Raw genomic sequence first — 26,862 nt, forward strand, 5'->3', positions numbered from 1 at the left:
ATCTGCTAGAATATGGTGCTTCGCAACGTTGTCCGTTTGCTCAGCCCGATTCGCGTCTCCCGGCGCCGCACCGCGCGCCGCAGCAGACTGGCTGCCGAGCTTCCGGACCCGCCGCCAGCGCCCCGCTTTTTGGACTCGTTCTCCGGACTCGACATGACGACCCCGTCTTCCGCCCCCTCCTCCCTGATGGCCAACGCGATCCGCGCCCTCGCGATGGATGCTGTTCAACAGGCGAATTCCGGCCACCCCGGCATGCCGATGGGCATGGCCGAAATCGGCGTCGCGCTGTGGTCGCGCCATCTGCGCCACAACCCGAAGAATCCGCAATGGTTCGACCGCGACCGCTTCGTGCTGTCGAACGGCCATGGCTCGATGCTGCTTTACGCGCTGCTGCATCTGACCGGCTACGACTTGCCGATGGAAGAGCTCAAGCACTTCCGCCAGCTGCATTCGAAGACGCCGGGACACCCGGAATACGGGAGCACGCCGGGCGTCGAGACCACCACCGGCCCGCTCGGCCAGGGTATCGCGAACGCGGTCGGCATGGCGCTCGCCGAGTCGCTGCTCGCCACCGAGTTCAACAAGCCGGATGCGAAGATCGTCGATCACCACACGTATGTGTTCCTCGGCGACGGCTGCCTGATGGAAGGGATTTCGCACGAGGCCTGTTCGCTCGCCGGGGTGCTGAAGCTGAACAAGCTGATCGCGTTCTATGACGACAACGGCATCTCGATCGACGGCGAGGTCGTCCACTGGTTCCACGACGACACGCCGAAGCGCTTCGAGGCGTATGGCTGGAACGTGATTCCGCACGTGAACGGCCACGACGTCGACGCGGTCGACGCGGCCATCCGCGCGGCGCAGCAGTCGGACCGCCCGACGCTGATCTGCTGCAAGACCGTGATCGGCGAGGGTTCGCCGAACAAGGCCGGCTCGCACGATTCGCACGGCGCTGCGCTCGGCGAGAAGGAAGTCGCCGCCACGCGCGTGGCGATCGGCTGGAACTGGCCGCCGTTCGTGATCCCGCCGGAAGTCTATGCCGCGTGGGATGCGAAGGAAGCGGGCGCGCGCGTCGAAGCCGAATGGAACGGTGCGTTCGACGCGTATGCGGCGAAGTATCCGCAGGAAGCCGCCGAATTCCGCCGCCGCATGCAGAAGGCGCTGCCGGCCGACTGGGCGCAGCAGGCCGAGGCGATCGTGGCGGCGGCGAACGGGCGCGGCGAAACCGTCGCGACCCGCAAGGCGTCGCAGCAGACGATCGAGGCGCTGTCGGCGGTGCTGCCCGAGCTGCTCGGCGGCTCGGCCGATCTGACCGGCTCGAACCTCACGAACTGGAAGGCCGCGAAGCCCGTGCGCGTGAACGCCGAAGGGCGCGCCGCCGGCAACTACGTGAACTACGGCGTGCGCGAGTTCGGCATGAGCGCGGCGATCAACGGCGTGGCGCTGCATGGCGGCTTCAAGGCGTTCGGCGGCACGTTCCTCACGTTCTCGGACTACAGCCGCAACGCGCTGCGCGTGGCCGCGCTGATGAAAGCGCCGTCGATCTTCGTGTTCACGCACGATTCGATCGGTCTCGGCGAAGACGGCCCGACGCACCAGTCGGTCGAGCACCTCGCGTGCCTGCGCCTGATTCCGCACCTGCAGGTCTGGCGCCCGGCCGATACGGTCGAGACCGCGGTCTGCTGGACCGAGGCGGTCGCGCATCACGGCCCGTCGTGCCTCGTGTTCAGCCGCCAGAACCTGCCGTTCTCGCCGCGTACCGACGCGCAGATCGCCAGCATCGCGAAGGGCGGCTACGTGCTGCGCGACTGGAACGACGAAATCGTCGCGCGCAAGGTCATCCTGATCGCGACCGGCTCGGAAGTGGAGCTCGCGCTGAAGGCGGTCGAGCCGCTCGCGCGCGAGGGAATCGCCGCACGCGTCGTGTCGATGCCGTCGACCACCGTGTTCGACCAGCAGGACGCCGATTACCGCGAGCGCGTGCTGCCGCACGGCGTGCGCCGCGTCGCGATCGAAGCGGGCGTCACCGATTTCTGGCGCAAGTACGTGGGCCTCGAAGGCCGCGTGGTCGGGATCGACACGTTCGGCGAATCGGCCCCGGCGGGCGTGCTGTTCAAGCACTTCGGCTTCACGGTCGAGCACGTCGTCGAGGCGGCAAAGGCCGCGCTCGGCTGACCGGCGCATGGCTGCCGCCGCGCGGCGGCGGCCGTCGTCCGCACTACAACGCATTTTTTAGCCATCAGGAGAAAGACCATGACGATTCGCGTCGCAATCAACGGCTATGGCCGGATCGGCCGCAACACGCTGCGTGCCTTCTATGAAAACGGCAAGAAGCACGACCTCGAGATCGTGGCGATCAACGACCTCGGCGACGCCAACACGAACGCCCACCTGACCCAGTACGACACCGCGCATGGCCGCTTCCCGGGCGACGTGTCGGTCGACGGCGAGTACCTCGTCGTGAACGGCGACCGCATTCGCGTGCTGGCCAACCGCAACCCGGCCGAGCTGCCGTGGGGCGAACTGGGCGTCGACGTCGTGATGGAATGCACGGGCTTCTTCACGACCAAGGAAAAGGCGAGCGCGCATCTGAAGGGCGGCGCGAAGAAGGTGATCATCTCGGCGCCGGGCGGCAAGGATGTCGACGCAACGATCGTCTACGGCGTGAACCACAACACGCTGAAGGCCGAGCACACGGTGATCTCGAACGCATCGTGCACGACGAACTGCCTCGCGCCGCTCGTCAAGCCGCTGAACGACCGCATCGGCGTCGAAACCGGCCTGATGACCACGATCCACGCGTACACCAACGACCAGGTGCTGACCGACGTCTATCACGAAGACCTGCGCCGCGCGCGCTCGGCCACGCACAGCCAGATCCCCACGAAGACCGGCGCGGCTGCGGCCGTCGGCCTCGTGCTGCCGGAGCTGAACGGCAAGCTGGACGGCTACGCGATCCGCGTGCCGACCATCAACGTGTCGATTGTCGATCTGTCGTTCATCGCGAAGCGCGACACGACGGTCGAGGAAGTGAACGCGATCATGAAGGAAGCGTCCGAAGGCGAGCTGAAGGGCATTCTCGGCTATAACAAGGCGCCGCTGGTGTCGATCGACTTTAACCACAATCCGGCTTCGTCGACGTTCGATGCCACGCTGACGAAGGTATCGGGTCGTCTCGTGAAGGTGTCGAGCTGGTACGACAACGAGTGGGGTTTCTCGAACCGCATGCTGGATACCGCGGTCGCGCTCGCGCACGCGAAGTAATGGCGCGCTGTGAACGCGGCGTGAGCGTTGCGTGAACAAAAAAGCCGCTCCACCGAGCGGCTTTTTTTTGACACACGGCGCGCCGGGCCGGGCGCACCCGGCGCGAGGCCGGCCTCAGTGCTTGCGGTGCGGGCAGTTTTCCTTCGTGCAGGCGCCGTACAGCGCGAGCGCGTGCTCCTGCAGCTTGAAGCCGCGCTCCTTCGCGATGGCCTGCTGGCGGCTCTCGATTTCGGGGTCGAAAAATTCCTCGACCAGCCCGCAGTCGATGCACACGAGGTGATCGTGGTGCGTCCCCTCGTTCAGTTCGAACACGGCCTTGCCGGATTCGAAGTTGCTGCGCGACAGCAGCCCCGCCTGCTCGAACTGCGTGAGCACGCGGTAGACGGTGGCGAGGCCGATGTCCAGCTCCTCGTGCAGCAGGCTGCGGTAGACGTCTTCCGCTGTCAGATGGCGTACCGGGCTTTGCTGGAAAATCTCGAGAATCTTGAGGCGCGGTAGGGTCGCCTTGAGGCCGATGTTCTTCAGATCGGTTGGATTGGTCATGACAAGGGATCCCTAGAGTACAATGCAGGGTTCTAATAGTAATGTGTTTACGCTGTCCCGGTCATCTTCGACGCAATGAAACACGCGCGGCTCGCGTTCCAGCAGGGCCCGCACGGTGAGTGAAATGATTTCAAAATCTCTATCGATCTACCGGGGAAGCCGCTTGCGGATTACCTTGATGGCCGCCGCGGCGGTTGCGATTCTGGCCGGATGCTCCACCTACGACAGCGTCACGCAACGTATCGCCCAAAGCATTACGCCGTACCGCATCACGATCGTGCAGGGCAACTTCGTTTCCGCGGAGCAGGCCGCGCAGATGCACGTCGGCATGTCGCGCGACGACGTCCGCAAGCTGCTCGGCACGCCGCTGCTCACGGACATGTTCCATGCGAACCGCTGGGACTACCTGTTCTACTTCAAGCGCGGCAGCACGAGCGTCGTGCAGCAGCGTGACTTTGTCGTGCATTTCGACGGCGACAGCGTCGTGAGCTGGTCGGGCGGCGAGGATCTGCCGACCAACCTCGAACTGCTCGCGGAAATCGACGGCGACAAGACCGGCAAGAAGGTTGCGCGGCCGCCAGCGGCAAGCGCGGCGGCCGCGGCCTCCGCGCCGGAGGAGGCATCCGCACCCGAGGCCGCGTCGGCCTCGGTGGGCGCGCCGTCGATGGACCCGAATGCGCGGGCCGCGCGCGCGGCCAACCGCGCGACGGCCGAAGTGGCGGCGCCCGCGAGCGACGCCACGCCGTCGGTGCGCGCCGGCACGCCGCCGGCGGGCGGCGTCCCGGCGGAAGGCGCCGCGACCGGCCAGCCGCAGTTCAAGTTCACCCGCCCGCCTGCCACGCCGTCGCCGGACGAGCAGCAGGAAAATCCGGTGGGCCCGACGGGGTCGCAGAGCAACCTCGGCCCGACGTACAACGCGCCGCTCACGTCGTCGTCCTCGTCGTCGAACAGCGGTAGCTGACGGACGGGGCGCGGCGCGGGCGGACGGGATTTCGCGGCGCGCCGACTCCGTCGCGCGCGCCGCGCTTCTGCGCGTCGCCTTCGCCTGTCGCTTTGACACGCGGCTTTTGCACGCCGCATTTATACGTCGCATTTACACGCCGCATTTACACGTATTCGCCATGAAGATCGCCATTGCTGGTGCATCGGGCCGGATGGGCCGGATGCTGATCGAAACCGTTCTGAACGACCCGGACGCGACGCTGTCCGGCGCGCTCGTGCCTGCCGGCACGCCGGAGTGCGGCGAGGACGCAGGCGCGTTCCTCGGCAAGCGGACCGGCGTCCCGGTCACGGACGATCTCGAACGCGTGCTGGCCGAATCCGACTATCTGATCGACTTCACGCGCCCGGCGGGCACCCTCGTGCATCTGGAGGCGGCGCAGCGCCACGGCGTGAAGATGGTGATCGGCACCACCGGCTTCGACGCGGACCAGAAGGCGCAACTGGGCGCGGCCGCGCAACGGATCGCGCTCGTGTTTTCCGCCAACATGAGCGTCGGCGTCAACGTCACGATGAAGCTGCTCGACTTTGCCGCGCGCCATTTCGCGACCGGCTACGACATCGAGATCATCGAGGCGCATCACCGCCACAAGGTCGATGCGCCGTCCGGCACGGCGCTTGCAATGGGCGAAGTGATCGCAAGCGCGCTCGGCCGCGATCTCGACGCATGCGCGGTGTACGGCCGCGAGGGCGTCACCGGCGAGCGCGATCCGTCGACGATCGGCTTTTCGGCGATCCGCGGCGGCGACATCGTGGGCGACCACACGGTGCTGTTCGCCGGCATCGGCGAGCGCATCGAAATCACGCACAAATCGGCAAGCCGCCTGTCCTATGCACAGGGTGCGCTGCGCGCGGTGCGTTTCCTCGAAGGCCGCACGAGCGGCCTGTACGACATGCAGGACGTGCTCGGCCTGCGCTAGGCGCGGCGCTCCTGCAAGGGCGCGCACGCGCGCCGTTCGACCGCGAGGTTTCATGGCAGGCACCGGCATCGTGCATTATCTGCAAACCAGCGACGCGATCACGCATTCGGTGGCCTACGTGCTGCTCGCGATGTCGGTCGCGAGCTGGTGCTTCCTGATCGTCAAGGGCTGGATGCTCGGCCGCGCGAAGCGCGAGGCCCCGCGCGCGCTCGCGCAGTTCTGGCAGGCCTCCACGCTGGCCGACGGCGTCGCGGCGCTGCGGCGCGCCGATCGCGAGCGGGTCTTCGCGCCGCTCGCCGAAGCCGCGCTGCAGGCGAGCGAAGCCGCCCATCCCGATGCGCTGCTCGCGCGCGTCGAGCGCAGCGAGCAGGTGCTGCGCGCGCTGCGGGTGGCGCTCAATCGCTCGCAGCGGCGGCTCGAATTCGGCCAGGTGCTGCTTGCGTCGGTGGGCAGCACCGCGCCGTTCGTCGGCCTGCTCGGCACGGTCTGGGGGATCTATCACGCGCTCGGCAGCATTGCCGCGAGCGGCAGCGCGATGATCGAAAACGTCGCGGGACCGGTCGGCGAGGCGCTGATCATGACCGCCTTCGGCCTCGTGGTCGCGATTCCCGCAGTGCTTGCGTACAACGTGCTGGGCCGGCTTGCGCGCCAGCTGTCCGAGGATCTGGACGGCTTCGCGCACGACCTGCACGCGTGCGTCTGCGCGCCGGCCTGAGCGTCGGCACGCTCGGCGAGGCACCCACCATGGCATTCGGCGGACTCGAGAACAGGCCACGCGAAGCGCCGATGGCGGACATCAACATGACGCCGCTGATCGACGTGATGCTGGTGCTGCTCGTCATCTTCATCATTACTGCGCCGCTGCTGACGCACGCGATCCGCGTCGATCTGCCGAAGGTCGCGGCCGCGCCCGCGCCGCCGACCGCGCGGACGATCGCGCTGTCGATCGACGCCGCCGGCCGGATCTACTGGGATGGCACGCCGGTCACGGCGGCCCAGATGCGCGCGCGTCTGGCCGACGCGGGGCGCGCGGCGCCGCAGCCGGAGATCCAGTTGCGCGCGGCGCGCGCCACCCGTTACGACGTGATCGCCCAGGTGATGGGCGCGGCGCAGCAGGCCGGCATCGAGCGGCTCGGCTTCGTGACGCAACCGCCGCCCGGGCCGCCGGCGAAGTAGGCGCCGCCGCCGTGCGCGCAGCGCACTTCCGCGGTGCCCGCGCGTGGCTGCGATGCGCAGCGCGGCGTGGCGCGAACGGTATAATCAGCGTTTGCTCCGCAGAACGGGGCGCTTTGATCCAGCCCAGCACCAGGCCCGGTGCGGACGCACCGAACCCGACGATCCCATCGAACCATGCACGAAAAATACGTTCCCTCCGACGTCGAAGCCGCCGCGCAGGCGCAGTGGCGCGCCAGCGACGCCTACAAGACGACGGAAACCACCGACAAGCCCAAGTTCTACTGCGTTTCGATGCTGCCGTATCCGTCGGGCAAGCTGCACATGGGGCACGTGCGCAACTACACGATCAACGACGTGATGTACCGTTATCTGCGGATGAACGGCTACAACGTGCTGATGCCGATGGGCTGGGACGCGTTCGGCATGCCCGCGGAAAACGCCGCGATGGCCAACAACGTGCCGCCGGCGAAGTGGACCTACGACAACATCGCGTACATGAAGAAGCAGATGCAGTCGATGGGTCTCGCGATCGACTGGTCGCGCGAAGTCGCCACCTGCAGCCCCGACTACTACCGCTGGAACCAGTGGCTGTTCCTGAAGATGCTCGAGAAGGGCATCGTCTACAAGAAGACCGGCACGGTGAACTGGGATCCGGTCGACCAGACCGTGCTCGCGAACGAGCAGGTGATCGACGGGCGCGGCTGGCGCTCGGGCGCGCTCGTCGAGAAGCGCGAGATCCCGATGTACTACATGCGCATCACGCAGTACGCGGACGAACTGCTGAACGACCTCGAAGGGCTCGGCTGGCCGGAGCGCGTGAAGGTGATGCAGCAGAACTGGATCGGCAAGAGCTTCGGCGTGAATTTCGGCTTCCCGTATGAAATCGACGGCGAAAATAAGCTCCTGCGCGTGTTCACGACGCGCGCCGACACGATCATGGGCGTGACCTTCTGCGCGGTCGCGGCCGAGCATCCGCTCGCCACGCGGCTCGCCGCGGACCAGCCGGCGCTGCAGGCGTTCATCGACGAATGCAAGCGCGGCGGCGTGGCCGAGGCGGACGTGGCGACGATGGAAAAGAAGGGCATGGCCACCGGCTTTTACGTCACGCACCCGCTCACGCAGCAGAAGGTCGAGGTGTGGATCGGCAACTACGTGCTGATGAGCTACGGCGAAGGCGCGGTGATGGGCGTGCCGGCGCACGACGAGCGCGACTTCGCATTCGTGAAGAAATACGGCCTGCCGGTGAAGCAGGTGGTCGCCGTCGAAGGCAAGCCCTTTTCCACCGACGCATGGCAGGAATGGTACGGCGACAAGAACGGCGTGCTGGTCAACAGCGGCAAGTACGACGGGCTCGACTACCCGCAGGCGGTCGACGCGATCGCGCGCGACCTGCACGCGCTCGGCGTCGGCGACAAGCAGGTCACCTATCGCCTGCGCGACTGGGGCGTGTCGCGCCAGCGCTACTGGGGTACGCCGATTCCGATCATCCATTGCCCGGACTGCGGCGACGTGCCGGTGCCCGAGCAGGATCTGCCGGTCGTGCTGCCGGAGGATCTGGTGCCGGACGGCAGCGGCAATCCGCTCGCGAAGTCCGACGCCTTCGTGAACTGCACGTGCCCGGCCTGCGGCGCGCCCGCGAAGCGCGAAACCGACACGATGGACACGTTCGTCGACTCGTCGTGGTACTTCTACCGCTACGCGGCGCCGGACGCGGCAACGATGGTCGACGCGCGCACCGATTACTGGATGCCGATGGACCAGTACATCGGCGGCATCGAGCACGCGATCCTGCATCTGCTGTATTCGCGCTTCTGGGCCAAGGTGTCGCGCGATCTGGGCATCGTGACGTTCGGCGAACCGGCGAAGAACCTGCTCACGCAGGGGATGGTGCTCAACGAGACGTTCTATCGCGAAGACGCCGCCGGCAAGAAGACCTGGTACAACCCGGCCGACGTGACGGTCACGCATGACGACAAGGGCCGTCCGCTCGGCGCGGTGCTGAACGCCGACGGCCAGGCGGTGGTGCTCGGCGGCGTCGAGAAGATGTCGAAGTCGAAGAACAACGGCGTCGATCCGCAGGTGCTGATCGACCAGTACGGCGCCGACACCGCCCGTCTGTTCACGATGTTCGCCGCGCCGCCGGAGCAGCAGCTCGAATGGTCGGGCGCGGGCGTCGAAGGCGCGAGCCGCTTCCTGCGCCGCGTGTGGAGCTTCGGGCAGGCCAACGAAGCGGTGCTGCGCACGCGCGGCGCGGCCGGCGCCGCCGCTGGCGGCGAGGCCGACAAGGCGCTGCGTCGCGAGATTCACAGCGTGCTGAAGCAGGCGGATTTCGACTACCAGCGTCTGCAGTACAACACGGTCGTCTCGGCGGCGATGAAGATGCTCAACGCGGTCGACAGCGCGAAGGGCGCAACCCCGGCCGTGCTGCGCGAAACGTATGGCGTGCTGCTGCGCGTGCTGTATCCGGTCGTGCCGCACATCACGTTCCAGCTGTGGCAGGCGCTCGGTTATGCGGACGAGTTCGGCACGCTGCTCGATGCGCCGTGGCCGAAGGTCGACGAACAGGCGCTCGAACTGGCTGAGATCGAACTCGTGCTGCAGGTGAACGGCAAGGTGCGCGGTGCGCTGACGGTCGCGAAGGATGCGGCGCGCGAGACGATCGAACAGGCCGCGCTCGCGCACGAGATGTGCGTGAAGTTCAGCGAAGGCCGTCCGCCGAAGAAGATCGTCATCGTCGCGGGGCGTCTCGTGAACGTCGTCGTCTGACGCCGTTTCGCGCGGCGGCACCGTACCCGGAGCCCGACCCGGATCCGGCCGGACCTACTGCGAACCAGGAGCCAATGTGACTCGCAGATCGTTTTTGACGCTCGCGTGCAGTGTGCTGATGCTCTCCGCCTGCGGCTTCCAGCTGCGCGGCGAAGAGAACTATCCGTTCAAGCGCCTCGCGGTCGTGGGCGCGCCGCCGGCGTTCCTCGGCCGGCTGACGCGCATCATCCAGGGCGGCAGCGACACCGTCGTGGTCAGCTCGCCGCTGAATGCCGACGCCGTGCTGCACGTGTCCGAGGGGCGCAGCGTCAGCACGTTGACGATGAATTCCCAGGGCGTCGTCGAGGAATACCAGGTGAATTACGTGCTCAACTATTCGCTGGCGGGCGCGGACGGCACCGTGCTGATTCCGGGCAGCGTGATTTCGCTGAACCGCGCGATGACCTACAGCGACCAGTATGCGCAGGCGAAGGCCGCGGAGTCGGACCTGCTGTTCACCGACATGCAGAACGACGCGGTCGACCAGCTGACGCGCCGCCTGGCGGTCGTGCATTCGCTGCATCCGGCGCCGGGGCAGGGTGTGCCGGCCGTCGCGCCGCAGGCGCCGCTGCCGCCGCCGCCGCTGTGAGGGCCGGCGCCGTGATGTCCGTGCTCACCTTGCCGTCGATCCAACGCCATGCAACTGCGACCTGAGGCGCTCGACGCCCACCTCGCGAAAGGGCTGGCGGGCCTGTACGTCGTCTACGGCGACGAACACCTGCTCGCCCAGGAAGCGGTCGACCGGATCCGCGCGAATGCGCGCGCCGCGGGCTACACCGATCGCTCGGTGTTTACCGTCGAGCGCGGCTTCGACTGGAGCGTGCTGCTGGGCGCAAGCCAGTCGATGTCGCTGTTCGGCGACCGCCAGCTCGTCGAGCTGCGCATCCCGACCGGCAAGCCCGGCAAGGAGGGCGGCGACGTGCTGAGAACGCTGGCCGCCGCGGTCAATCCGCAGAACGCGGACGTATTGACGATCGTCACGCTGCCGCGGCTCGATGCGGCCACGCAGAAATCGGCGTGGTTCACCGCGCTCGCCGAAGCCGGTGTCGCGCTGAAGATCGATCCGGTCGAGCGGGCGCAGTTACCGAACTGGGTCGGCCAGCGGCTCGGGCTGCAGGGGCAGCGCGTCGCGGCCGGCGAAGAGGGCCGGCGGGCGCTGCAGTTCGTCGCGGAGCGCGTCGAGGGCAATCTGCTCGCCGCGCACCAGGAGATCCAGAAGCTCGGCCTGCTGTATCCGGCCGGCGTGCTGAGCCTCGCGCAGGTGCAGGACGCGGTGCTCAACGTCGCCCGCTACGACGTGTTCAAGCTCAATGAAGCAATGCTCGCAGGCGACGTGAGCCGGCTTGCGCGCATGCTCGACGGCCTGCGCGGGGAAGGCGAGGCGGCGGTGCTGGTGCTGTGGGCGATCGTCGAGGAAATCCGCACGCTGCTGCGGATCAGGCGCGGCGTCGCGGCCGGCAAGCCGCTCGCGATGCTCACGCGCGAGAACCGCGTCTGGGGGCCGCGCGAGCGGCTGATCGGGCCGGCGCTCGCGCGCGTGACCGACGCGGTCCTCGAAAACGCGCTCGCGCTTGCCGCGAAGCTCGACCGGCAGGTGAAGGGGCTGTCCGGCGGCCTGCGCGGCGACGCCCGTCAAGCGCCGCCGCCCGACCCGTGGGATGGGCTGTTCGAACTGGCCATGTCGGTGGCGGCGCCGCCGCCGAACACGGCGGCGCCGCCGAACACGGCGCCGTCACCGGGGCGGCCCGCGCCGGCACGGCCGGGCGCGACCGCACGCCGGCCGGCTTGAAACACGAGGTGCGCCGGCCTGCCTGAAACACGGGGTGTACCGGCCGGCCTGAAACGGCGCGTGTGCCAGGCGCCGGTCCGGCCGGTACAACGCAACGCAACGCGCCGCAGCGCAGCGCGCGTCCGCACGCCGTAAAATCGCGGGATGTTGGGTACATTTTGATCGCGCGCCGTCTGCCAGCGGCTGCGCCACGACGAGAATCACGATGGATATCGACCAGTACATGACCGACCTCGGGCGCCGCGCGCGCCGCGCCTCGCGCGCCATGGCGCGGGCATCGACCGCCACGCGCAACGCCGCGCTCGAAGCCATTGCGTGCGCGATCGAGCGCGACGCCGCGCCGCTGAAGGCGGCCAATGCGCGCGACGTCGCGCGGGCCCGCGAGAAGGGGCTCGACGCCGCGTTCATCGACCGTCTGACGTTGTCGGACAAGGCGCTGAAGTCGATGGTCGAAGGCCTGCGCCAGGTCGCGGCGCTGCCCGATCCGATCGGCGAAATCAGCAATCTGAAGTACCGTCCGAGCGGCATCCAGGTCGGGCAGATGCGTGTGCCGCTCGGCGTGATCGGCATCATCTACGAATCGCGGCCGAACGTGACGATCGACGCGGCCGCGCTGTGCCTGAAGTCCGGCAATGCGGCGATCCTGCGCGGCGGCTCGGAGGCGCTCGAATGCAACACCGCGCTCGCGGCGCTGATCGCCGAAGGGCTCGACGCCGCCGGACTGCCGCAGGACGCGGTGCAGGTGGTCGGGACCGCGGACCGCGCGGCGGTGGGCGTGCTGATCACGATGACCGAGTATGTCGACGTGATCGTGCCGCGCGGCGGCAAGAGCCTGATCGCACGGCTGATGGAAGAGGCGCGCGTGCCGATGATCAAGCATCTCGACGGCATCTGCCACGTGTACGTCGACGAGCGCGCCGATCTGGCCAAGGCGCTCGCGGTGTGCGACAACGCGAAGACGCACCGCTACGGCACCTGCAACACGATGGAAACGCTGCTGGTCGCGCGCGGCATCGCGGCGGACGTGCTGCCGCCGCTCGGCAAGCTGTATCGCGCGAAGGAGGTCGAACTGCGCGTCGACCCGGCGGCGCGCGCGGTGCTGGAGGCGGCGCGCGTCGGCCCGCTCGTCGATGCGACCGGGGAAGACTGGCGCACCGAATATCTGGCGCCGGTGCTCGCGATCAAGGTCGTGGAGGATCTCGACGCGGCGATCGAGCACATCAATACGTACGGCTCCGCCCACACCGACGCGATCGTCACCGAAGACCACGACCGCGCGATGCGCTTCCTGCGCGAAGTGGATTCGGCGAGCGTGATGGTCAACGCGTCGACGCGCTTCGCGGACGGCTTCGAATTCGGCCTCGGCGCGGAGATCGGCATTTCGAACGACAAGCTGCATGCGCGCGGCCCGGTCGGACTCGAAGGGCTGACGTCGCTGAAGTACATCGTGCTCGGGCATGGGGAAGGGCGGCAATAAGCGCCTGCCGTCCGCCTGCCACATCGTCATGTCGCCCTACGCGGTACCAGGATCGCCGATGCTCTGGATCAAAACCTTTCATATCGTCCTCGTTGCCTCCTGGTTCGCCGGGTTGTTCTACCTGCCGCGGATCTTCGTCAATCTGGCGATGGAGACCGAGCCCGCCGCAACCGCGCGTCTGCTGGTGATGGCGCGCAAGCTGTACCGCTTCATGACGATCATCGCGTTCCCGGCGCTCGCCTGCGGGCTGTGGCTGTGGCTCGTGGTCGGGATCGGCCGCGGGCAGGGCTGGATGCACGCGAAGCTCGGCGTCGTCGTGCTGCTGATCCTCTATCACGCGTACTGCGGCCGCCTGCTCGCCACGTTCGAGCGCGGCGAGAACCGCCGCTCGCACCGCTGGTATCGGATGTTCAACGAGCTGCCCGTGCTCGGCCTGCTTGCCGCGGTCGCGCTGGTGGTGATCAAGCCGTTCTGAGCGCGGCGTCAGCCGCGCGGATCGATCCGCCTGCGATCGATCACGTCCTTGGCCTGCGCGAGCTTGCCGACCAGTTCGGGGCCGCGGCTCAGCGCCACGCCGACCGCGAGAATGTCGCCGATCGCGAGGTGCGACACCCGCGACGTCATCGGTGAAAAGATGTCGGTGTCTTCGTCGACATTCGCAAACAGCCCCACCGTCGCGAGGCGCGCGAGCGGCGAGTTCCCGTGCGTGATCGCAATCACCTTCGCGCCCGCGGCAAGCGCTGCGCGCGCGGCCTCGACGATGTCGCGCGTGCGGCCCGTGTTCGAGATCGCCACCACGACGTCGCCTGCGCCGAGCAGCGCGGCGGACATCAGGAACGTGTGCGGGTCCGAGTACGCGACGCTCGGCATGCCGAGCCGGAAAAACTTGTGCTGGACATCGAGCGCGGCAATGCCCGAGCCGCCCGCGCCGTAGAACTCGATGCGCTTCGCGTCGGCGAGCAGCGCAATCGCCGCGGCGACGCTGTCGGTCGAGAGCGTATTGCGCACCTGGATCAGCGCGCCGATCGTGCGGTCGAGCACCTTCGCCGCGACACCCGGCGTCGGCTCGTCGGGGCGCACGTCGCGATAGACGGCGGGCACCGCGCCGGCAACGGCCTGCGCCAGCCGGATCTTGAATTCGCGAAAACCGGAAAAGCCCAGCGCGTGGCAAAAGCGCGCGATGGTCGGCTGGCTCACGCCCGCCCGCGCCGCGACTTCGGTCATCGACAGATCGAGCACCTCGCGCGGCGCCTCGATGACGTAATCGGCCAGCTTGCGCTCCGACGGCCGCAACTGGTCGCGCATCGCTTCCACCTGGGACAGCATCATTGAAAACTCGCACTATGCTGAAAGATGCGTGGACTATATCCGATTGTGGTTCTGTACAAAAACTACATAAAGCGCGTAAGGGTATTCCCTTGAGTCCCGCTCCGATCGGTTTTCTGGGCCTGCAGAAAAGCGCAAGACGGAAATGGGGCGGCGCGTGGGCGCCGGGCTAATCCGCATTGCGGACGTGTAGTTTTTCTACTAATATCACGCCGTCGTCCATTTCAGGATGACATTCCCGCGATCCCACCTGGCACGGTGCGTGCGCCGCTTGCGCCAGCGACGAAGGAGCTTCGATGGTTTCCCCGCATTCGCATTTGCTCGAGGTCACGCAGCGCGTGATCGAACGCAGCCGTCCCACCCGGGCCGCCTACCTTGCCCGCATCGACGCCGCGCAGGGCCGTTTTCCGGCGCGCGGCGCGCTGTCCTGCGCGAATCTCGCGCACGGCTTTGCGGGGCTCGAAGGCAAGGACAAGCTCGCGATCAAGCAGATCCGCGAGCCGAACATCGGCATCGTGTCGTCCTACAACGAGATGCTGTCCGCGCACGCGCCGTACCGCAGCTTTCCGGACATCATCAAGGCGGCCGCGCGCGAGAACGGCGGGGTCGCGCAGTTCGCGGGCGGCGTGCCGGCGATGTGCGACGGCATCACGCAGGGCAATGCCGGGATGGAGCTGTCGCTGTTCTCGCGCGAAGTGATCGCGATGAGCACCGCGGTCGCGCTCACGCACAACATGTTCGATGCGGCGCTGTGCCTCGGCGTGTGCGACAAGATCGTGCCGGGCCTGCTGATCGGCGCGCTGCAGTTCGGCCATCTGCCGACCATCTTCGTGCCCGCCGGCCCGATGACGAGCGGCCTCGGCAACGACGACAAGGCGAAGATCCGCCAGCAGTTCGCGACCGGCCAGTGCGACCGCTCGGCGCTGCTCGAAGCAGAAGCGGCTGCCTACCACGGTCACGGCACCTGCACGTTCTACGGCACCGCCAACAGCAACCAGATGCTGATGGAGGTGATGGGCCTGCATCTGCCCGGCTCGGCGTTCGTGCACCCGCATACGCCGCTGCGCGATGCGCTGACCGCTGCCGCCGCGCGCCGCGTGCTCGACCTGACGGTCGAGCGCGGCCAGTACACGCCGATCGGCCACGTGGTCGACGAGAAGGCGATCGTCAACGGGATCGTCGCGCTGCTCGCGACCGGCGGCTCGACCAACCACACGCTGCACCTCGTGGCGATCGCGCGCGCGGCCGGCATCGTGATCGACTGGGACGACTTCGACGCGCTGTCGCAGAGCGTGCCGCTGCTCGCGAAGATCTATCCGAACGGCAAGGCGGACGTGAACCACTTCCACGCGGCGGGCGGCGTCGCATTCCTCGTGCGCAACCTGCTCGAAGCGGGGCTGCTGCATGAGGACGTCAACACGGTGGCCGGCAAGGGCCTCACGCACTACACGCACGAGCCGAAGCTGATCGACGGCGCGCTCGCGTGGGTGCCGGGCGTTGCGCAGAGCCAGGACAGCGCCGTGCTGCGCGGCATCGCCGAACCGTTCCAGCCGGATGGCGGCCTGCGCCTGATGCAGGGCCGGCTTGGCCGCGGCGTGATCAAGATTTCGGCGGTCGCGCCGCAGCATCGCAAGGTGCGCGCGCCGGCACTCGTGTTCGATTCGCAGGAGGCGGTGCAGGAAGCGTTCGACAACGGCGAGCTGAAGCGCGACTTCGTCGCGGTCGTGCGTTTCCAGGGCGCGCGCGCGAACGGCATGCCGGAGCTGCACCGTTTGACGCCGCTGCTCGGCGTGCTGCAGGATCAGGGTTTTCACGTCGCGCTCGTCACCGACGGGCGCATGTCCGGCGCCTCGGGCAAGGTGCCGGCGGTGATTCACGTGTCGCCCGAAGCGCTCCTGCAGGGGCCGCTCGGCAAGGTCGCGAGCGGCGACATGCTGGTGATCGACGCGGAAGCGGGCGTGCTCGACATCGAGATCGATGCGGCCGAATGGGCGAGCCGTCCGGTTGCGCAACCGCTGCATCAGGCGGCCAACGAAGTGGGCTTCGGCCGCGAGCTGTTCGGCGTATTCCGCGCGGCGGCAGCGCCCGCGGAGCAGGGTGCGTCGGTGTTCGGGCCGATGGTCGGTGAAACGCATGCGGACCACGCGCCGCAGCAACAAGGAGTCTGAAATGAGTGCATTGAAAGTGAGCGAGATCGTCCGCCTCGGCCCGGTGATTCCGGTGCTCGCGTTCGATTCGGTGGAGCAGGGCGAGCACGTGTCGCGCGCGCTGCATGCGGGCGGCGTCAAGGTGCTGGAAATCACGCTGCGCACCGCGGCGGGCCTGCAGGCGATCGAGCGCGCGAGCCAGCTGGCCGAGGACATCGTGGTCGGCGTCGGCACGATCACGAAGCCCGAGCACTGTGCGCTCGCGAGGAAAGCCGGCGCGCGCTTCGGCGTGTCGCCCGGTCTCACGAAGGAGATGCATCAGGCCGCGCAGGACGCCGGCCTGCCGTTGCTGCCGGGCGTGATGACGCCGACCGACATCATCGCCGCCCTCGAACTCGGCTACGAGATCGTCAAGTTCTTTCCGGCCCAGCAGGCGGGGGGCGTGGCGATGCTGCAGGCGTTCCACGGCCCGTTCCCGACGCTGCGGTTCTGCCCGACGGGCGGCATCACGCCCGAAACCGCGCCCAATTTCCTCGCGCAGCCGAACGTCGTCTGCGTCGGCGGCTCGTGGCTCACGCCGAAGTCGGCGCTCGCCGCGCAGAACTGGGACGAAGTGACGCGCCTCGCACGCGCGGCGAGTCAGCTGGCGTCGCCGACGCACTGAGTGCGATTGCGCGCGATTGCATGAGGCGCGCGCCGTGCGTTGCGGCGCTTGCCTCGTGCGGCGTGCGGCGTGCAACGTGCAACGTGCAACGCGCGACGTGCAACGTACAACGTACAACGTACAACGTGCAACGCGCGACGTGCAACGCGCGACGTGCAACGCGCGACGTGCAACGCGCGACGTGCAACGCGCGACGTGCAACATGCGGCGTGCAGCCCGTGCGGCCGCGCCATGCGCTGACTCCGGGCACGCACCGATCCAGACAAACAGTAGAATTCAGCGACCGCGCCGGCGCAGCGAATGCCACGCCGCACGCGTGCCACGATGACGGCCCGCCGTTCCTGGGGCCGTTGCGAATAATCCATATCGCATAAGGAGACGCTTCATGGGAGCTGACCACGGCAGCTTGCTGCTGATCGAGGCGCTAATCGCCGTCGCTGCGCTGATCCTGCTGATTACGCGCTTCAAGGTGTATCCGTTCCTCGTCCTGATCATCGTGTCGCTCGCGCTCGGCCTCGTGGCCGGCATGCCGATGGATGCGATCGTCAAGTCGTTCGAGACCGGCAACGGCGGCACGCTCGGGCACATCGCGATCGTGGTCGGTCTTGGCACGATGCTCGGCAAGATGATGGCCGAGTCCGGCGGCGCGGAGCGCATCGCGACCACGCTGATCGACTGGTTCGGCGAAAAGAACATTCACTGGGCGATGATGTGCGTCGCGATCATCGTCGGCTTGCCGGTGTTCTTCGAAGTGGGCTTCGTGCTGCTGATCCCGATTGCGTTCAACGTCGCGCGGCGCACCAACAAGTCGCTGCTGCTGATCGGCCTGCCGATGGTCGCGGGGCTGTCGGTGGTGCACGGGCTGATTCCGCCGCACCCGGCCGCGATGCTCGCGGTGCAGGCCTATCACGCGGATGTCGGCAAGACGATTGCGTATGGGCTGATCGTCGGCGTGCCGACCGCGATCATCGCCGGTCCGCTGTTCGCGCTGCTGGTGAGCCGCCAGATCAGATTGCCGCAGGAGAACGCGCTCGCCGCGCAGTTCATCGCGTCGGGCGCGGGGCAGGAAAAACGCGCGCTGCCGGGTTTCGGCGTGACGCTTTTCACGATCCTGCTGCCGGTGATCCTGATGCTGATCGGCAGTTGGGCGGACCTCGCGTTCGCGCCGGATACGGCGCCGAATCACGCGCTGCGTTTCATCGGCAACCCCGACGTCGCGCTGCTGATCGCGGTGCTGGTCAGCTTCTGGACCTTCGGCGCGCAACGCGGTTTCAACCGCGAGCAGATCCAGAAGTTCTGCGGCGAGTGTCTTGCGCCGATTGCCGGCATCACGCTGATCGTGGGCGCGGGCGGCGGCTTCGGGCGCGTGCTGATGGACAGCGGCGTGGCGAAGGAGATCGTGCACGCGGCGACCGCCGCGCATCTGTCGCCGCTGCTGTTCGGCTGGCTGGTGGCCGCGCTGATCCGGCTCGCGACCGGTTCCGCGACGGTGGCGATGACTACCGCGTGCGGCATCGTCGCGCCGATCGCGTCGGCGAGCGGCGTGCACGTCGAGCCGGAGATGCTGGTGCTCGCGACCGGCACCGGTTCGCTGATTTTCTCGCACGTCAATGACGGCGGTTTCTGGCTGATCAAGGAGTACTTCGGCATGACGGTCGGACAGACCTTCAAGACCTGGTCGTTGTGCGAAACGATCATCTCGGTGGTGGGCCTCGCGTTGACCTTCGCGCTCGCGACGCTGGTGTAAGGAGCAGGCATGATTCTGATCGCAATGGGCGTGTCGGGCGCCGGCAAATCGCTGGTCGGCGAGTTGCTGGCGCAGCGTCTCGGCTGCACGTTTACCGACGGCGACGCGTTCCACAGCGCGGCCAACAAGGACAAGATGCACCGCGGCATCCCGCTCACCGACGAAGACCGCTGGCCGTGGCTGCGCACGATCCGCGCGGCGATCGAGGAGCGGCAGCGCGCGCACGAGACCGCGGTGTTCACCTGCTCGTCGCTCAGGCGCGCGTATCGCGACGTGCTGCGCGGCGGCGATCGCGACGTGGTGTTCGTCTACCTGAAGGGCAGCGTCGAGACGCTGCATGCGCGTCTCGAACACCGGACCGGGCATTTCTTCGACCCGTCGCTGCTGCAGAGCCAGCTCGAGACGCTCGAAGAGCCGGGCGCGGACGAGGCGATCGTGGTCGGCATCGAGCAGACGCCGGAGCAGATCGTCGATGAGGTGCTGCGGCAGATGAAGCAGCGGTGACGCCGCGCGGCGTGCCCGCCCAATGAAAAATGGCGCTCCGGGGAGCGCCATTTTTCATGTCCGCCGCCGCAGAGCATGGCGGCGGCATCGGCGAGCGGAAGCGTCAGGCGATCCGCTGTGCGAGTTCGATCGCCTTGCCGACATACGAGCCCGGCGTCATCGCGAGCAGGCGCGCCTTCGCGTCGGCCGGAATGTTCAGCCCCGCGATGAAGGTCTGCAGCGCCTCGCGCGTGATGCCCTTGCCGCGCGTCAGTTCTTTCAGCTGCTCGTACGGATTCTCGATGCCGTAGCGGCGCATGACTGTCTGCACCGGCTCGGCGAGCACTTCCCAGCACGCGTCGAGGTCGTCGTTCAGGCGCTGGGCGTTCACTTCGAGCTTGTCGAGGCCGCGAATCAGCGCGTCATAGGCGAGCAGCGAGTAACCGAACGCCACGCCGATGTTGCGCAGCACCGTCGAGTCGGTCAGGTCGCGCTGCCAGCGCGATACCGGCAGCTTCTCCGACAGGTGGCGCAGCGTCGCGTTCGCGAGGCCGAGATTGCCCTCGGAGTTTTCGAAGTCGATCGGGTTGACCTTGTGCGGCATCGTCGACGAGCCGATTTCGCCTGCCTTCGTGCGCTGGCGGAAGTAGCCGAGCGAGATGTAGCCCCAGACGTCGCGGTCGAGATCGAGCAGGATCGTGTTCGCGCGCGCGAGCGCGTCGAACAGCTCGGCCATGTAGTCGTGCGGCTCGATCTGGATGGTGTACGGATTGAACGCGAGCTTCAGCCGCTTCTCGACGACTTCGCGCGCAAACGCTTCCCAGTCGAACTCCGGATACGCGGACAGATGCGCGTTGAAGTTGCCGACCGCGCCGTTCATCTTGCCAAGCAGTTCGACCTTCGCGATGCGCTCGATCGCGCGTGCGAGGCGCGCCGCGACATTGGCGATTTCCTTGCCGAGCGTGGTCGGGCTCGCGGGCTGGCCGTGCGTGCGCGAGAGCATCGGCTGGGCGGCGTTCGCATGGGCGAGCGCGACGAGGCGCTGGTGCACCGCGCGCAGCGCCGGCAGGATCACGTGCTCGCGCGCGCCGGCGAGCATCAGGCCGTGCGACGTGTTGTTGATGTCTTCCGACGTGCACGCGAAGTGGATGAACTCGCTCGCGCGCTCCAGCTCCGGCTGGCCCTTCACCGATTCCTTGAGCCAGTATTCGACTGCCTTCACGTCGTGATTCGTGACGCGCTCGATCTCCTTGATGCGCGCCGCGTCGTGCGCGGTGAAGCGCTCGGCGAGCTGCAGCAGGAACTGCTCGGATGCGGGCGAAAAGCGCGGCACTTCGGGGAAGCCGGCGTGCGACAGCGCGATCAGCCAGTGAATCTCGACCGTCACGCGATGGCGCATGAACGCCGCTTCCGATAGCCAGTCGCGCAGGGCTTCGGTTTTCGACGCGTAGCGGCCGTCGAGCGGGGAGAGCGCGGTGAGCGCAAACAGGGTATCGGGGCGGGTGTCGGACATGATCAACGATGACGGCTCGACGAGCCGATCGGGAAAAGGGGGAACCGCGCATTTTACCACCGCGCGCGGGCGCCATCCGCGCCGCAGCCGCTCGCGTGCGCGGCCCCGCGTGCCGCCGGCCCCGCTAGAATGCAGACTTCTCCTTCTGCGTCGGCGACAGGGTCCGCATGGAACTCAAATGGCTCGAAGACTTCGTTTCGCTCGCGGAGACGCACAGCTTTAGCCGGTCCGCGGAGCTGCGCCACGTCACGCAGCCGGCCTTCTCGCGGCGCATCCAGGCACTCGAAGCGTGGCTTGGCACCGAACTGATCGATCGTTCGGTTTATCCGACGCGGCTGACCGCGGCGGGCCAGGTGTTCTACGAGCAGGCGCTCGCGATGCTGTCGCAGTTCCACGAGGCCCGCACGCTGCTGCGGGGCCACACGGCCACGCCGGCCGCGACGATCGAATTCGCGGTGCCGCATACGCTGTCGCTCACCTATTTTCCGCGCTGGCTGCAGCGCATCGAGGCGAAGCTCGGCCCCGTGCACACCCGGCTGCGCGCGCTGAACGTGCACGACGCGGTGCTGTCGCTGGTCGAGGGCGGCTGCGATCTGGTGATGGGATATCACCACCCGAGCCACCCGGTCGCGCTCGATCCCGCGCGCTACGACATGCTGACGCTCGGCATCGAGTCGATCAGCCCGTTTTCGGCGCCGGGGCGCGGCGGGCGCGCCCGTCACACGCTGCCGGGCACGCCCGAAGCGCCGACGCCGTATCTGTCGTACACGCCGAACGCGTACCTCGGACGCATGACCGAGGTGATCTTCGCCAATGCGCCGGTGCGGCTGTCGCTCGACCGCGTCTACGAAACCGACATGGCCGAGGCGCTGAAGGCCATGGCGCTGGTCGGCCACGGGGTGGCGTTCCTGCCGCACAGCGCGGTCGAGGATACGGTCGCGGACGGCAAGCTGATCCGGCTCGACCGCGCGATGCGCGGCGGCGTCGAAGGCCAGTTCACGCTGACCATGGAGATCCGGCTGTATCGCGACAAGCTCGCCGTGCAGGGCGACGATCCGCGTCATCATCTGCTGCGCGGTCTGTGGGACGCGGTCGCGGGCGAACTCGCGCGCGAGGCCGCCTGACGCGTTCGCGTCCGCATCAGGCCCGGCGCCGAAAGTCTCGCGTAAGCCTGCCGCCGGCGGTGCCCGCTGCGACACGTTCTTGCGAGATTTCCGCGTTATGCAGAAAAAACATAATGGGATGATCAAACGGCATTGGATTTCGAATTCGCGATTTTCGACAATGGGGGCATCCGGTCAAAACGCTTGGAGCGTTCATGTCATCCCAACCGCAGTCCGCATCGATTTCGCCGTCCGTTCCGTCGTACCTGAATAGCGAGAACCTGGGCCCCTGGGGCAACTACCTGCGCCAGGTCGACCGCGTCGCGCCGTATCTCGGCCCGCTGTCGCGCTGGCTCGAAACCCTGAAGCGTCCGAAGCGCATTCTGATCGTCGACGTGCCGATCGAACTCGACAACGGCACGGTCGCGCACTTCGAGGGCTACCGGGTTCAGCACAACGTATCGCGCGGCCCGGGCAAGGGCGGCGTGCGTTACCACCAGGATGTCACGCTCTCCGAAGTGATGGCGCTGTCCGCGTGGATGTCGGTGAAGAACGCGGCCGTGAACGTGCCGTATGGCGGCGCGAAGGGCGGCATCCGGGTCGATCCGCGCAAGCTGTCGCGCGGCGAGCTCGAGCGCGTCACGCGCCGCTACACGAGCGAGATCGGCATCATCATCGGACCGAACACCGACATCCCCGCGCCGGACGTGAACACGAACGAGCAGATCATGGCGTGGATGATGGACACCTACTCGATGAACCAGGGCCAGACGGCCACGGGTGTCGTGACCGGCAAGCCGATCACGCTCGGCGGCTCGCTCGGCCGCCGCGAAGCCACCGGCCGCGGCGTGTTCGTGGTCGGCGCGGAAGCGGCACGCCGCACCGGTTTCGACGTCGCCGGCGCGCGCGTCGCGGTGCAGGGCTTCGGCAACGTCGGCGGGATCGCCGCGCGGCTCTTCCAGGAGGCCGGCGCGAAGGTCGTCGCGGTGCAGGATCACACCGGCACGCTGTACCGCGCGTCGGGCATCGACGCGGTCGCGCTGCTCGAACACGTCGCGAAGCACGGCGGGGTCGGCGGCTACGCGGAGGCGGACACGATCGCGAACGACGATTTCTGGTCCATCGAATCGGACATCCTGATTCCGGCGGCGCTCGAAAACCAGATCACCGAAGCCAACGCGAACCGGATCCGGACAAAGATCATCGTCGAGGGCGCGAACGGTCCGACCACGACCGCGGCGGACGACATCCTGCACGACAAGGGCATTCTCGTGATTCCCGACGTCGTTGCAAATGCGGGCGGCGTGACGGTGTCGTATTTCGAGTGGGTGCAGGACTTTTCGAGCTTCTTCTGGACCGAGGACGAGATCAACCAGCGTCTGGAGCGCGTGATGCGCGAGGCGTTCGCCGCGGTATGGCAGGTCGCGAGCGAACAGAACGTGTCGCTGCGTACCGCCGCGTTCATCGTCGCGTGCAAGCGCATCCTGCAGGCGCGCGAGCTGCGCGGCCTGTACCCCTGATCCGTCAGGTTCTCCTCTTTCCCTTGTGGCTCCGCGGCCCGCCAGGCTGCGAGTCTCACTCGGCGGACGTTACCCTTGCGGTATCGTCCGCTTTTTTTCTGCCGGACGCCCGCGGGATGGCCGCCGAATATTGACCGCCGTGACGGCTGGGGTGCCGAAATGGTACTGTTCGCGGGCAGGTTCCGTTTTGCGGGGCGCCGGCGCCGGGATGGCTCGGCCGGCAGCGGTCAAAGGCGGTCAAAGGCGGTCGAAGGCAGTCGAAGGCAGTCGAAGGCAGTCAAAGGTATAGAGAGGAAAGTCGCAACATGATTTCGATCCAGAACGTCTCGAAGTGGTATGGGCAGTTTCAGGTGCTGACCAATTGCACGACGGAGGTCAGCAAGGGCGAAGTGGTGGTCGTCTGCGGGCCGTCGGGCTCCGGCAAGTCCACGCTGATCAAGACGGTCAACGGTCTCGAACCGTTCCAGCAGGGCGAAATCGTCATCGACGGCCAGTCGGTCGGCGACCGCAAGACCAACCTGTCGAAGCTGCGCGCGAAGGTGGGTATGGTGTTCCAGCATTTCGAGCTGTTCCCGCACCTGTCGATCACGGACAATCTGACGCTCGCGCAGATCAAGGTGCTCGGCCGCTCGAAGGACGAGGCGGTCGCGAAGGCGCTCGGGTTGCTGGAGCGCGTCGGTCTGCGCGCGCATGCGGACAAGTTTCCCGGCCAGCTCTCCGGCGGCCAGCAGCAGCGCGTCGCGATTGCGCGCGCGCTGTCGATGGACCCGATCGCGATGCTGTTCGATGAGCCGACCTCGGCGCTCGACCCGGAGATGATCAACGAGGTGCTCGACGTCATGGTCGAACTCGCGCAGGAAGGCATGACGATGATGTGCGTGACGCACGAAATGGGCTTCGCGCGGAAGGTCGCGCACCGCGTGATCTTCATGGACCAGGGCGCGATCGTCGAGGACGACCGCAAGGACGCGTTCTTCGCGAATCCGAAGTCCGAGCGCGCCCGCGAGTTTCTCGCGAAGATTCTTCACTAGGCGCGGCGCGCTTTTCCGCCGCGCATCAACGCCCAGGCCGCTTCGGATCGAAGCGGCTTTTTCATGGGCAGCATGGGCAGGAGAGCGGGGCGGGCGGCGCGCCCCGTGGCGTCAGGATTCGAACGCCGCGGCGTCGTCGGCGGCTTCGGCGTCGAGCGGATCCCCGCCGGCCGCGGCGCACGCCAGCGTGGCCGGCGACGAAGCCGATGCGTCGCTCGCCGGATCGCGCAGCTTCGCGAGCACGCACGGCGGCACCGGCACCGCGAGGCGGCCGACCACCTCGCCGTGCTGGAACATCAGCAGGTCGCCGGGCGCGAAGGCGGTCCACACTTCATCGTCGGTGAGCGGCTGGGTGGCGATCACCGCGACCCGATCCTCGGGTGTCGTGTATTTCGCGAAGTCGATCGACACGTCCGCGTCGACCAGGTGCGCGGTCGAGAACGGCCAGCGGCGCACCAGATAGTGCAGGTTCGTCGAGCAGTGCGCGAACAGCGCCTGGCCGTTGGACATCAGAAAATTGAACACGCCGGACTGCGTGATGTCGCGTGTGAGCACGCCGAGCGCCGCGAACAGTTCGTCGAGGGGCGGCTGCGTGCTCGGGAACTCCTTGCGCAGACCTTGCAGCAACGCGCAGAACGCGAGTTCGCTGTCGGTCGTGCCGACCGGCTGGTAGACGCCGCTCAGGAACGGCGCGTAGCCTTGCAGGTCGCCGTTGTGCGCGAAGATCCAGTGGCGGCCCCACAGTTCGCGCATGAACGGATGGCAGTTCTCCAGCAGGATGTGCCCCTGGGTGGCCTTGCGGATGTGTGCGATCGTGTTCTTCGACTTGATCGGGTAGCGCTTGACCATGTCGGCGATCGGCGACGTGGCGGACGACTGGTGATCGATGAACAGGCGGCAGGCCTTGTCCTCGAAGAACGCGATGCCCCAGCCGTCGGCGTGATGATCGGTGACGCCGCCGCGCGCCGCAAAACCGGTGAAGGAGAACGTGACATCCGTCGGCGCGGCGCAGTTCATTCCGAGAAGTTGGCACATGGTGCAGATGCGGAGCGTGTGAACGGGAACGACCCGTTACAATGACGATTTCCAAGCATATCACCGAGCCCGGCGCGTCAAATAGCGAATTGACGGGCATGCGAGCCGCGGCGTTGCGGTTTGTCCACGTCTGCATCCGTGTCGTCGAGGCGCCGGCTGCGCTGGTTTGCGCGCGTTCCTGCTTTCCCGGCGCGTTCTTTTCCGTTTCCGTGTCTGTTCATTGCCTGCCATGACCGCTGCCCCTGCTGCTCCCGATTCCCTCACGCTCGCCCGCCCCGACGACTGGCATCTGCACGTGCGCGACGGCGCGATGCTCGCGGCGGTGCTGCCGCACACCGCGCGCCAGTTCGGCCGCGCGATCATCATGCCGAACCTGAAGCCGCCGGTCACGACGACCGCGATGGCGCACGCGTACCGCGAGCGCATTCTCGCCGCGCTGCCGGTCGGCATGACGTTCGAGCCGCTGATGACGCTCTACCTCACCGACAACACGCCGCCGGACGAAATCCGCCGCGCGCGCGACAGCGGCTTCGTGCACGGCGTGAAGCTGTATCCGGCCGGCGCGACGACGAACTCGGACGCGGGCGTGACCGATCTCGCGAAATGCGCGAAGACGCTCGAAGCGATGCAGGACGCCGGCATGCCGCTGCTCGTGCACGGCGAGGTGACGGACAGCGCGATCGATCTGTTCGATCGCGAGAAGGTGTTCATCGACCGCGTGATGACGCCGCTGCGGCGCATGTTCCCGGCGCTGAAGGTGGTGTTCGAGCACATCACGACGAAGGACGCCGCCGATTACGTGCGCGAGGCCGACGCCGCGCCCGGCCAGCTCGGCGCGACGATCACCGCGCACCATCTGCTGTACAACCGCAACGCGATCTTCCAGGGCGGCATTCGTCCGCACTACTACTGTTTGCCGGTGCTCAAGCGCGAAACCCACCGGGTTGCGCTCGTCGAGGCGGCGACGTCGGGCAATCCGCGCTTTTTCCTCGGCACCGACAGCGCGCCGCATCCGAAGGGGCTCAAGGAGCATGCGTGCGGCTGCGCGGGCTGCTACACCGCGCTGCATGCGCTCGAACTGTACGCCGAGGCGTTCGACGGCGCGGGGGCGCTCGATCGGCTCGAAGGGTTCGCGAGCTTCTTCGGCGCGGACTTCTACCGCTTGCCGCGCAGCACCGAACGCGTGACGCTGCGCCGCGAGGCGTGGACGCTGCCGGCCGAAGTATCGGCAGGCGATACGCCGGTCGTGCCGCTGCGCGGCGGCGAAACGATCGGCTGGCGCCTGGTTTGAGCGGCCGTCCGGGCGGCGTCCCGCGGCCG

General features: G+C 67.5%; 24 protein-coding genes. 20 read left to right on the forward strand and 4 right to left on the reverse strand.

From position 1 onward, the window contains the following. The first annotated feature begins 153 nt into the window (after window positions 1-153). Together tkt and gap are read left to right on the forward strand one after the other, a co-directional pair. Window positions 154-2,175, forward strand: coding sequence for a transketolase (gene tkt, locus AC3AP7_RS01350; protein ID WP_475766343.1), 2,022 nt, complete (start codon window positions 154-156; stop codon window positions 2,173-2,175). Between the two features lie 78 nt (window positions 2,176-2,253). Further along, window positions 2,254-3,264 (forward strand): type I glyceraldehyde-3-phosphate dehydrogenase, encoded by a 1,011-nt coding sequence (gene gap, locus AC3AP7_RS01355; RefSeq protein WP_475766341.1) that lies wholly within the window; start codon window positions 2,254-2,256, stop codon window positions 3,262-3,264. 114 nt (window positions 3,265-3,378) lie between these two features. Here the strand turns inward: gap and fur are convergent, their stop codons facing one another. Next, window positions 3,379-3,807 (reverse strand): ferric iron uptake transcriptional regulator, encoded by a 429-nt coding sequence (gene fur, locus AC3AP7_RS01360; protein ID WP_475766339.1) that lies wholly within the window; start codon window positions 3,805-3,807, stop codon window positions 3,379-3,381. A gap of 124 nt (window positions 3,808-3,931) precedes the next feature. Between fur and AC3AP7_RS01365 the strand changes: the two genes are divergently transcribed. From AC3AP7_RS01365 to AC3AP7_RS01405, 9 genes are all read left to right on the forward strand, one after another. Then, a complete protein-coding gene (locus AC3AP7_RS01365; RefSeq protein ID WP_475766336.1) occupies window positions 3,932-4,768 on the forward strand; it encodes an outer membrane protein assembly factor BamE in 837 nt (278 codons plus the stop codon). A gap of 160 nt (window positions 4,769-4,928) precedes the next feature. Beyond that, window positions 4,929-5,726, forward strand: a complete 798-nt coding sequence (gene dapB / locus AC3AP7_RS01370; RefSeq protein ID WP_475766333.1) for a 4-hydroxy-tetrahydrodipicolinate reductase — start codon at window positions 4,929-4,931, stop codon at window positions 5,724-5,726. Between the two features lie 52 nt (window positions 5,727-5,778). Beyond that, window positions 5,779-6,441, forward strand: a complete 663-nt coding sequence (locus AC3AP7_RS01375) for a MotA/TolQ/ExbB proton channel family protein (RefSeq protein WP_475766331.1) — start codon at window positions 5,779-5,781, stop codon at window positions 6,439-6,441. A gap of 29 nt (window positions 6,442-6,470) precedes the next feature. Then, window positions 6,471-6,902: an ExbD/TolR family protein gene (locus AC3AP7_RS01380; RefSeq protein ID WP_475767848.1), complete on the forward strand. Its 432-nt coding sequence runs from the start codon at window positions 6,471-6,473 to the stop codon at window positions 6,900-6,902. A 174-nt stretch (window positions 6,903-7,076) separates the two neighbouring features. Further along, window positions 7,077-9,668, forward strand: coding sequence for a leucine--tRNA ligase (gene leuS / locus AC3AP7_RS01385; RefSeq protein WP_475766329.1), 2,592 nt, complete (start codon window positions 7,077-7,079; stop codon window positions 9,666-9,668). Between the two features lie 76 nt (window positions 9,669-9,744). Beyond that, window positions 9,745-10,296, forward strand: coding sequence for an LPS-assembly lipoprotein LptE (locus AC3AP7_RS01390; protein WP_475766326.1), 552 nt, complete (start codon window positions 9,745-9,747; stop codon window positions 10,294-10,296). Window positions 10,297-10,344: 48 nt separating this feature from the next. Then, window positions 10,345-11,496: a DNA polymerase III subunit delta gene (holA, locus tag AC3AP7_RS01395; RefSeq protein WP_475766324.1), complete on the forward strand. Its 1,152-nt coding sequence runs from the start codon at window positions 10,345-10,347 to the stop codon at window positions 11,494-11,496. A gap of 205 nt (window positions 11,497-11,701) precedes the next feature. Continuing rightward, window positions 11,702-12,973 (forward strand): glutamate-5-semialdehyde dehydrogenase, encoded by a 1,272-nt coding sequence (locus AC3AP7_RS01400; protein WP_475766321.1) that lies wholly within the window; start codon window positions 11,702-11,704, stop codon window positions 12,971-12,973. A 58-nt stretch (window positions 12,974-13,031) separates the two neighbouring features. Continuing rightward, window positions 13,032-13,448 carry a CopD family protein gene (locus AC3AP7_RS01405; RefSeq protein WP_475766319.1) on the forward strand — a complete coding sequence of 139 codons (417 nt, stop codon included), beginning with the start codon at window positions 13,032-13,034 and terminating at the stop codon, window positions 13,446-13,448. Between the two features lie 8 nt (window positions 13,449-13,456). On the opposite strand, the gene AC3AP7_RS01410 is transcribed toward AC3AP7_RS01405, so the two are convergent. After that, window positions 13,457-14,302 carry a MurR/RpiR family transcriptional regulator gene (locus AC3AP7_RS01410; protein WP_475766314.1) on the reverse strand — a complete coding sequence of 282 codons (846 nt, stop codon included), beginning with the start codon at window positions 14,300-14,302 and terminating at the stop codon, window positions 13,457-13,459. 293 nt (window positions 14,303-14,595) lie between these two features. Between AC3AP7_RS01410 and edd the strand changes: the two genes are divergently transcribed. From edd to AC3AP7_RS01430, 4 genes are all read left to right on the forward strand, one after another. Next, window positions 14,596-16,467, forward strand: coding sequence for a phosphogluconate dehydratase (gene edd, locus AC3AP7_RS01415; protein WP_475766311.1), 1,872 nt, complete (start codon window positions 14,596-14,598; stop codon window positions 16,465-16,467). Between the two features lies 1 nt (window position 16,468). After that, the gene (gene eda / locus AC3AP7_RS01420; RefSeq protein WP_475766309.1) at window positions 16,469-17,110 is read left to right on the forward strand and encodes a bifunctional 4-hydroxy-2-oxoglutarate aldolase/2-dehydro-3-deoxy-phosphogluconate aldolase; all 642 of its coding nucleotides are present in this window, start codon (window positions 16,469-16,471) and stop codon (window positions 17,108-17,110) included. 385 nt (window positions 17,111-17,495) lie between these two features. Next, window positions 17,496-18,857 carry a GntP family permease gene (locus AC3AP7_RS01425; protein WP_475766307.1) on the forward strand — a complete coding sequence of 454 codons (1,362 nt, stop codon included), beginning with the start codon at window positions 17,496-17,498 and terminating at the stop codon, window positions 18,855-18,857. Window positions 18,858-18,866: 9 nt separating this feature from the next. Further along, window positions 18,867-19,361 (forward strand): gluconokinase, encoded by a 495-nt coding sequence (locus AC3AP7_RS01430; protein WP_475766304.1) that lies wholly within the window; start codon window positions 18,867-18,869, stop codon window positions 19,359-19,361. Window positions 19,362-19,464: 103 nt separating this feature from the next. Here AC3AP7_RS01430 and purB read toward each other — a convergent pair whose 3' ends face one another. After that, a complete protein-coding gene (purB, locus tag AC3AP7_RS01435) occupies window positions 19,465-20,853 on the reverse strand; it encodes an adenylosuccinate lyase (protein WP_475766302.1) in 1,389 nt (462 codons plus the stop codon). A 167-nt stretch (window positions 20,854-21,020) separates the two neighbouring features. On the opposite strand from purB, the gene AC3AP7_RS01440 reads away from it, so the two are divergent. The 3 genes from AC3AP7_RS01440 (at window position 21,021) to AC3AP7_RS01450 (ending at window position 24,507) form a co-directional block, all read left to right on the forward strand. Further along, window positions 21,021-21,977, forward strand: a complete 957-nt coding sequence (locus AC3AP7_RS01440) for a LysR family transcriptional regulator (RefSeq protein ID WP_475766300.1) — start codon at window positions 21,021-21,023, stop codon at window positions 21,975-21,977. Between the two features lie 194 nt (window positions 21,978-22,171). Continuing rightward, window positions 22,172-23,476 carry a Glu/Leu/Phe/Val family dehydrogenase gene (locus AC3AP7_RS01445; protein ID WP_475766297.1) on the forward strand — a complete coding sequence of 435 codons (1,305 nt, stop codon included), beginning with the start codon at window positions 22,172-22,174 and terminating at the stop codon, window positions 23,474-23,476. A gap of 305 nt (window positions 23,477-23,781) precedes the next feature. Further along, on the forward strand, window positions 23,782-24,507 hold the full coding sequence (locus AC3AP7_RS01450; protein WP_475766295.1) for an amino acid ABC transporter ATP-binding protein: 726 nt from the start codon (window positions 23,782-23,784) through the stop codon (window positions 24,505-24,507). A 111-nt stretch (window positions 24,508-24,618) separates the two neighbouring features. Here AC3AP7_RS01450 and AC3AP7_RS01455 read toward each other — a convergent pair whose 3' ends face one another. Further along, window positions 24,619-25,542: a class II glutamine amidotransferase gene (locus tag AC3AP7_RS01455; protein ID WP_475766293.1), complete on the reverse strand. Its 924-nt coding sequence runs from the start codon at window positions 25,540-25,542 to the stop codon at window positions 24,619-24,621. Window positions 25,543-25,583: 41 nt separating this feature from the next. On the opposite strand from AC3AP7_RS01455, the gene AC3AP7_RS01460 reads away from it, so the two are divergent. Continuing rightward, window positions 25,584-25,775, forward strand: a complete 192-nt coding sequence (locus AC3AP7_RS01460) for a hypothetical protein (protein ID WP_475766291.1) — start codon at window positions 25,584-25,586, stop codon at window positions 25,773-25,775. Continuing rightward, entirely contained in the window at window positions 25,772-26,833 is a 1,062-nt protein-coding gene (gene pyrC / locus AC3AP7_RS01465; RefSeq protein ID WP_475766289.1) for a dihydroorotase, read from the forward strand. The genes AC3AP7_RS01460 and pyrC overlap by 4 nt, the downstream gene beginning before the upstream one ends. Window positions 26,834-26,862: the final 29 nt, after the last annotated feature.

It is taken from the genome of Paraburkholderia sp. PAMB 6770 (genome assembly GCF_057748135.1).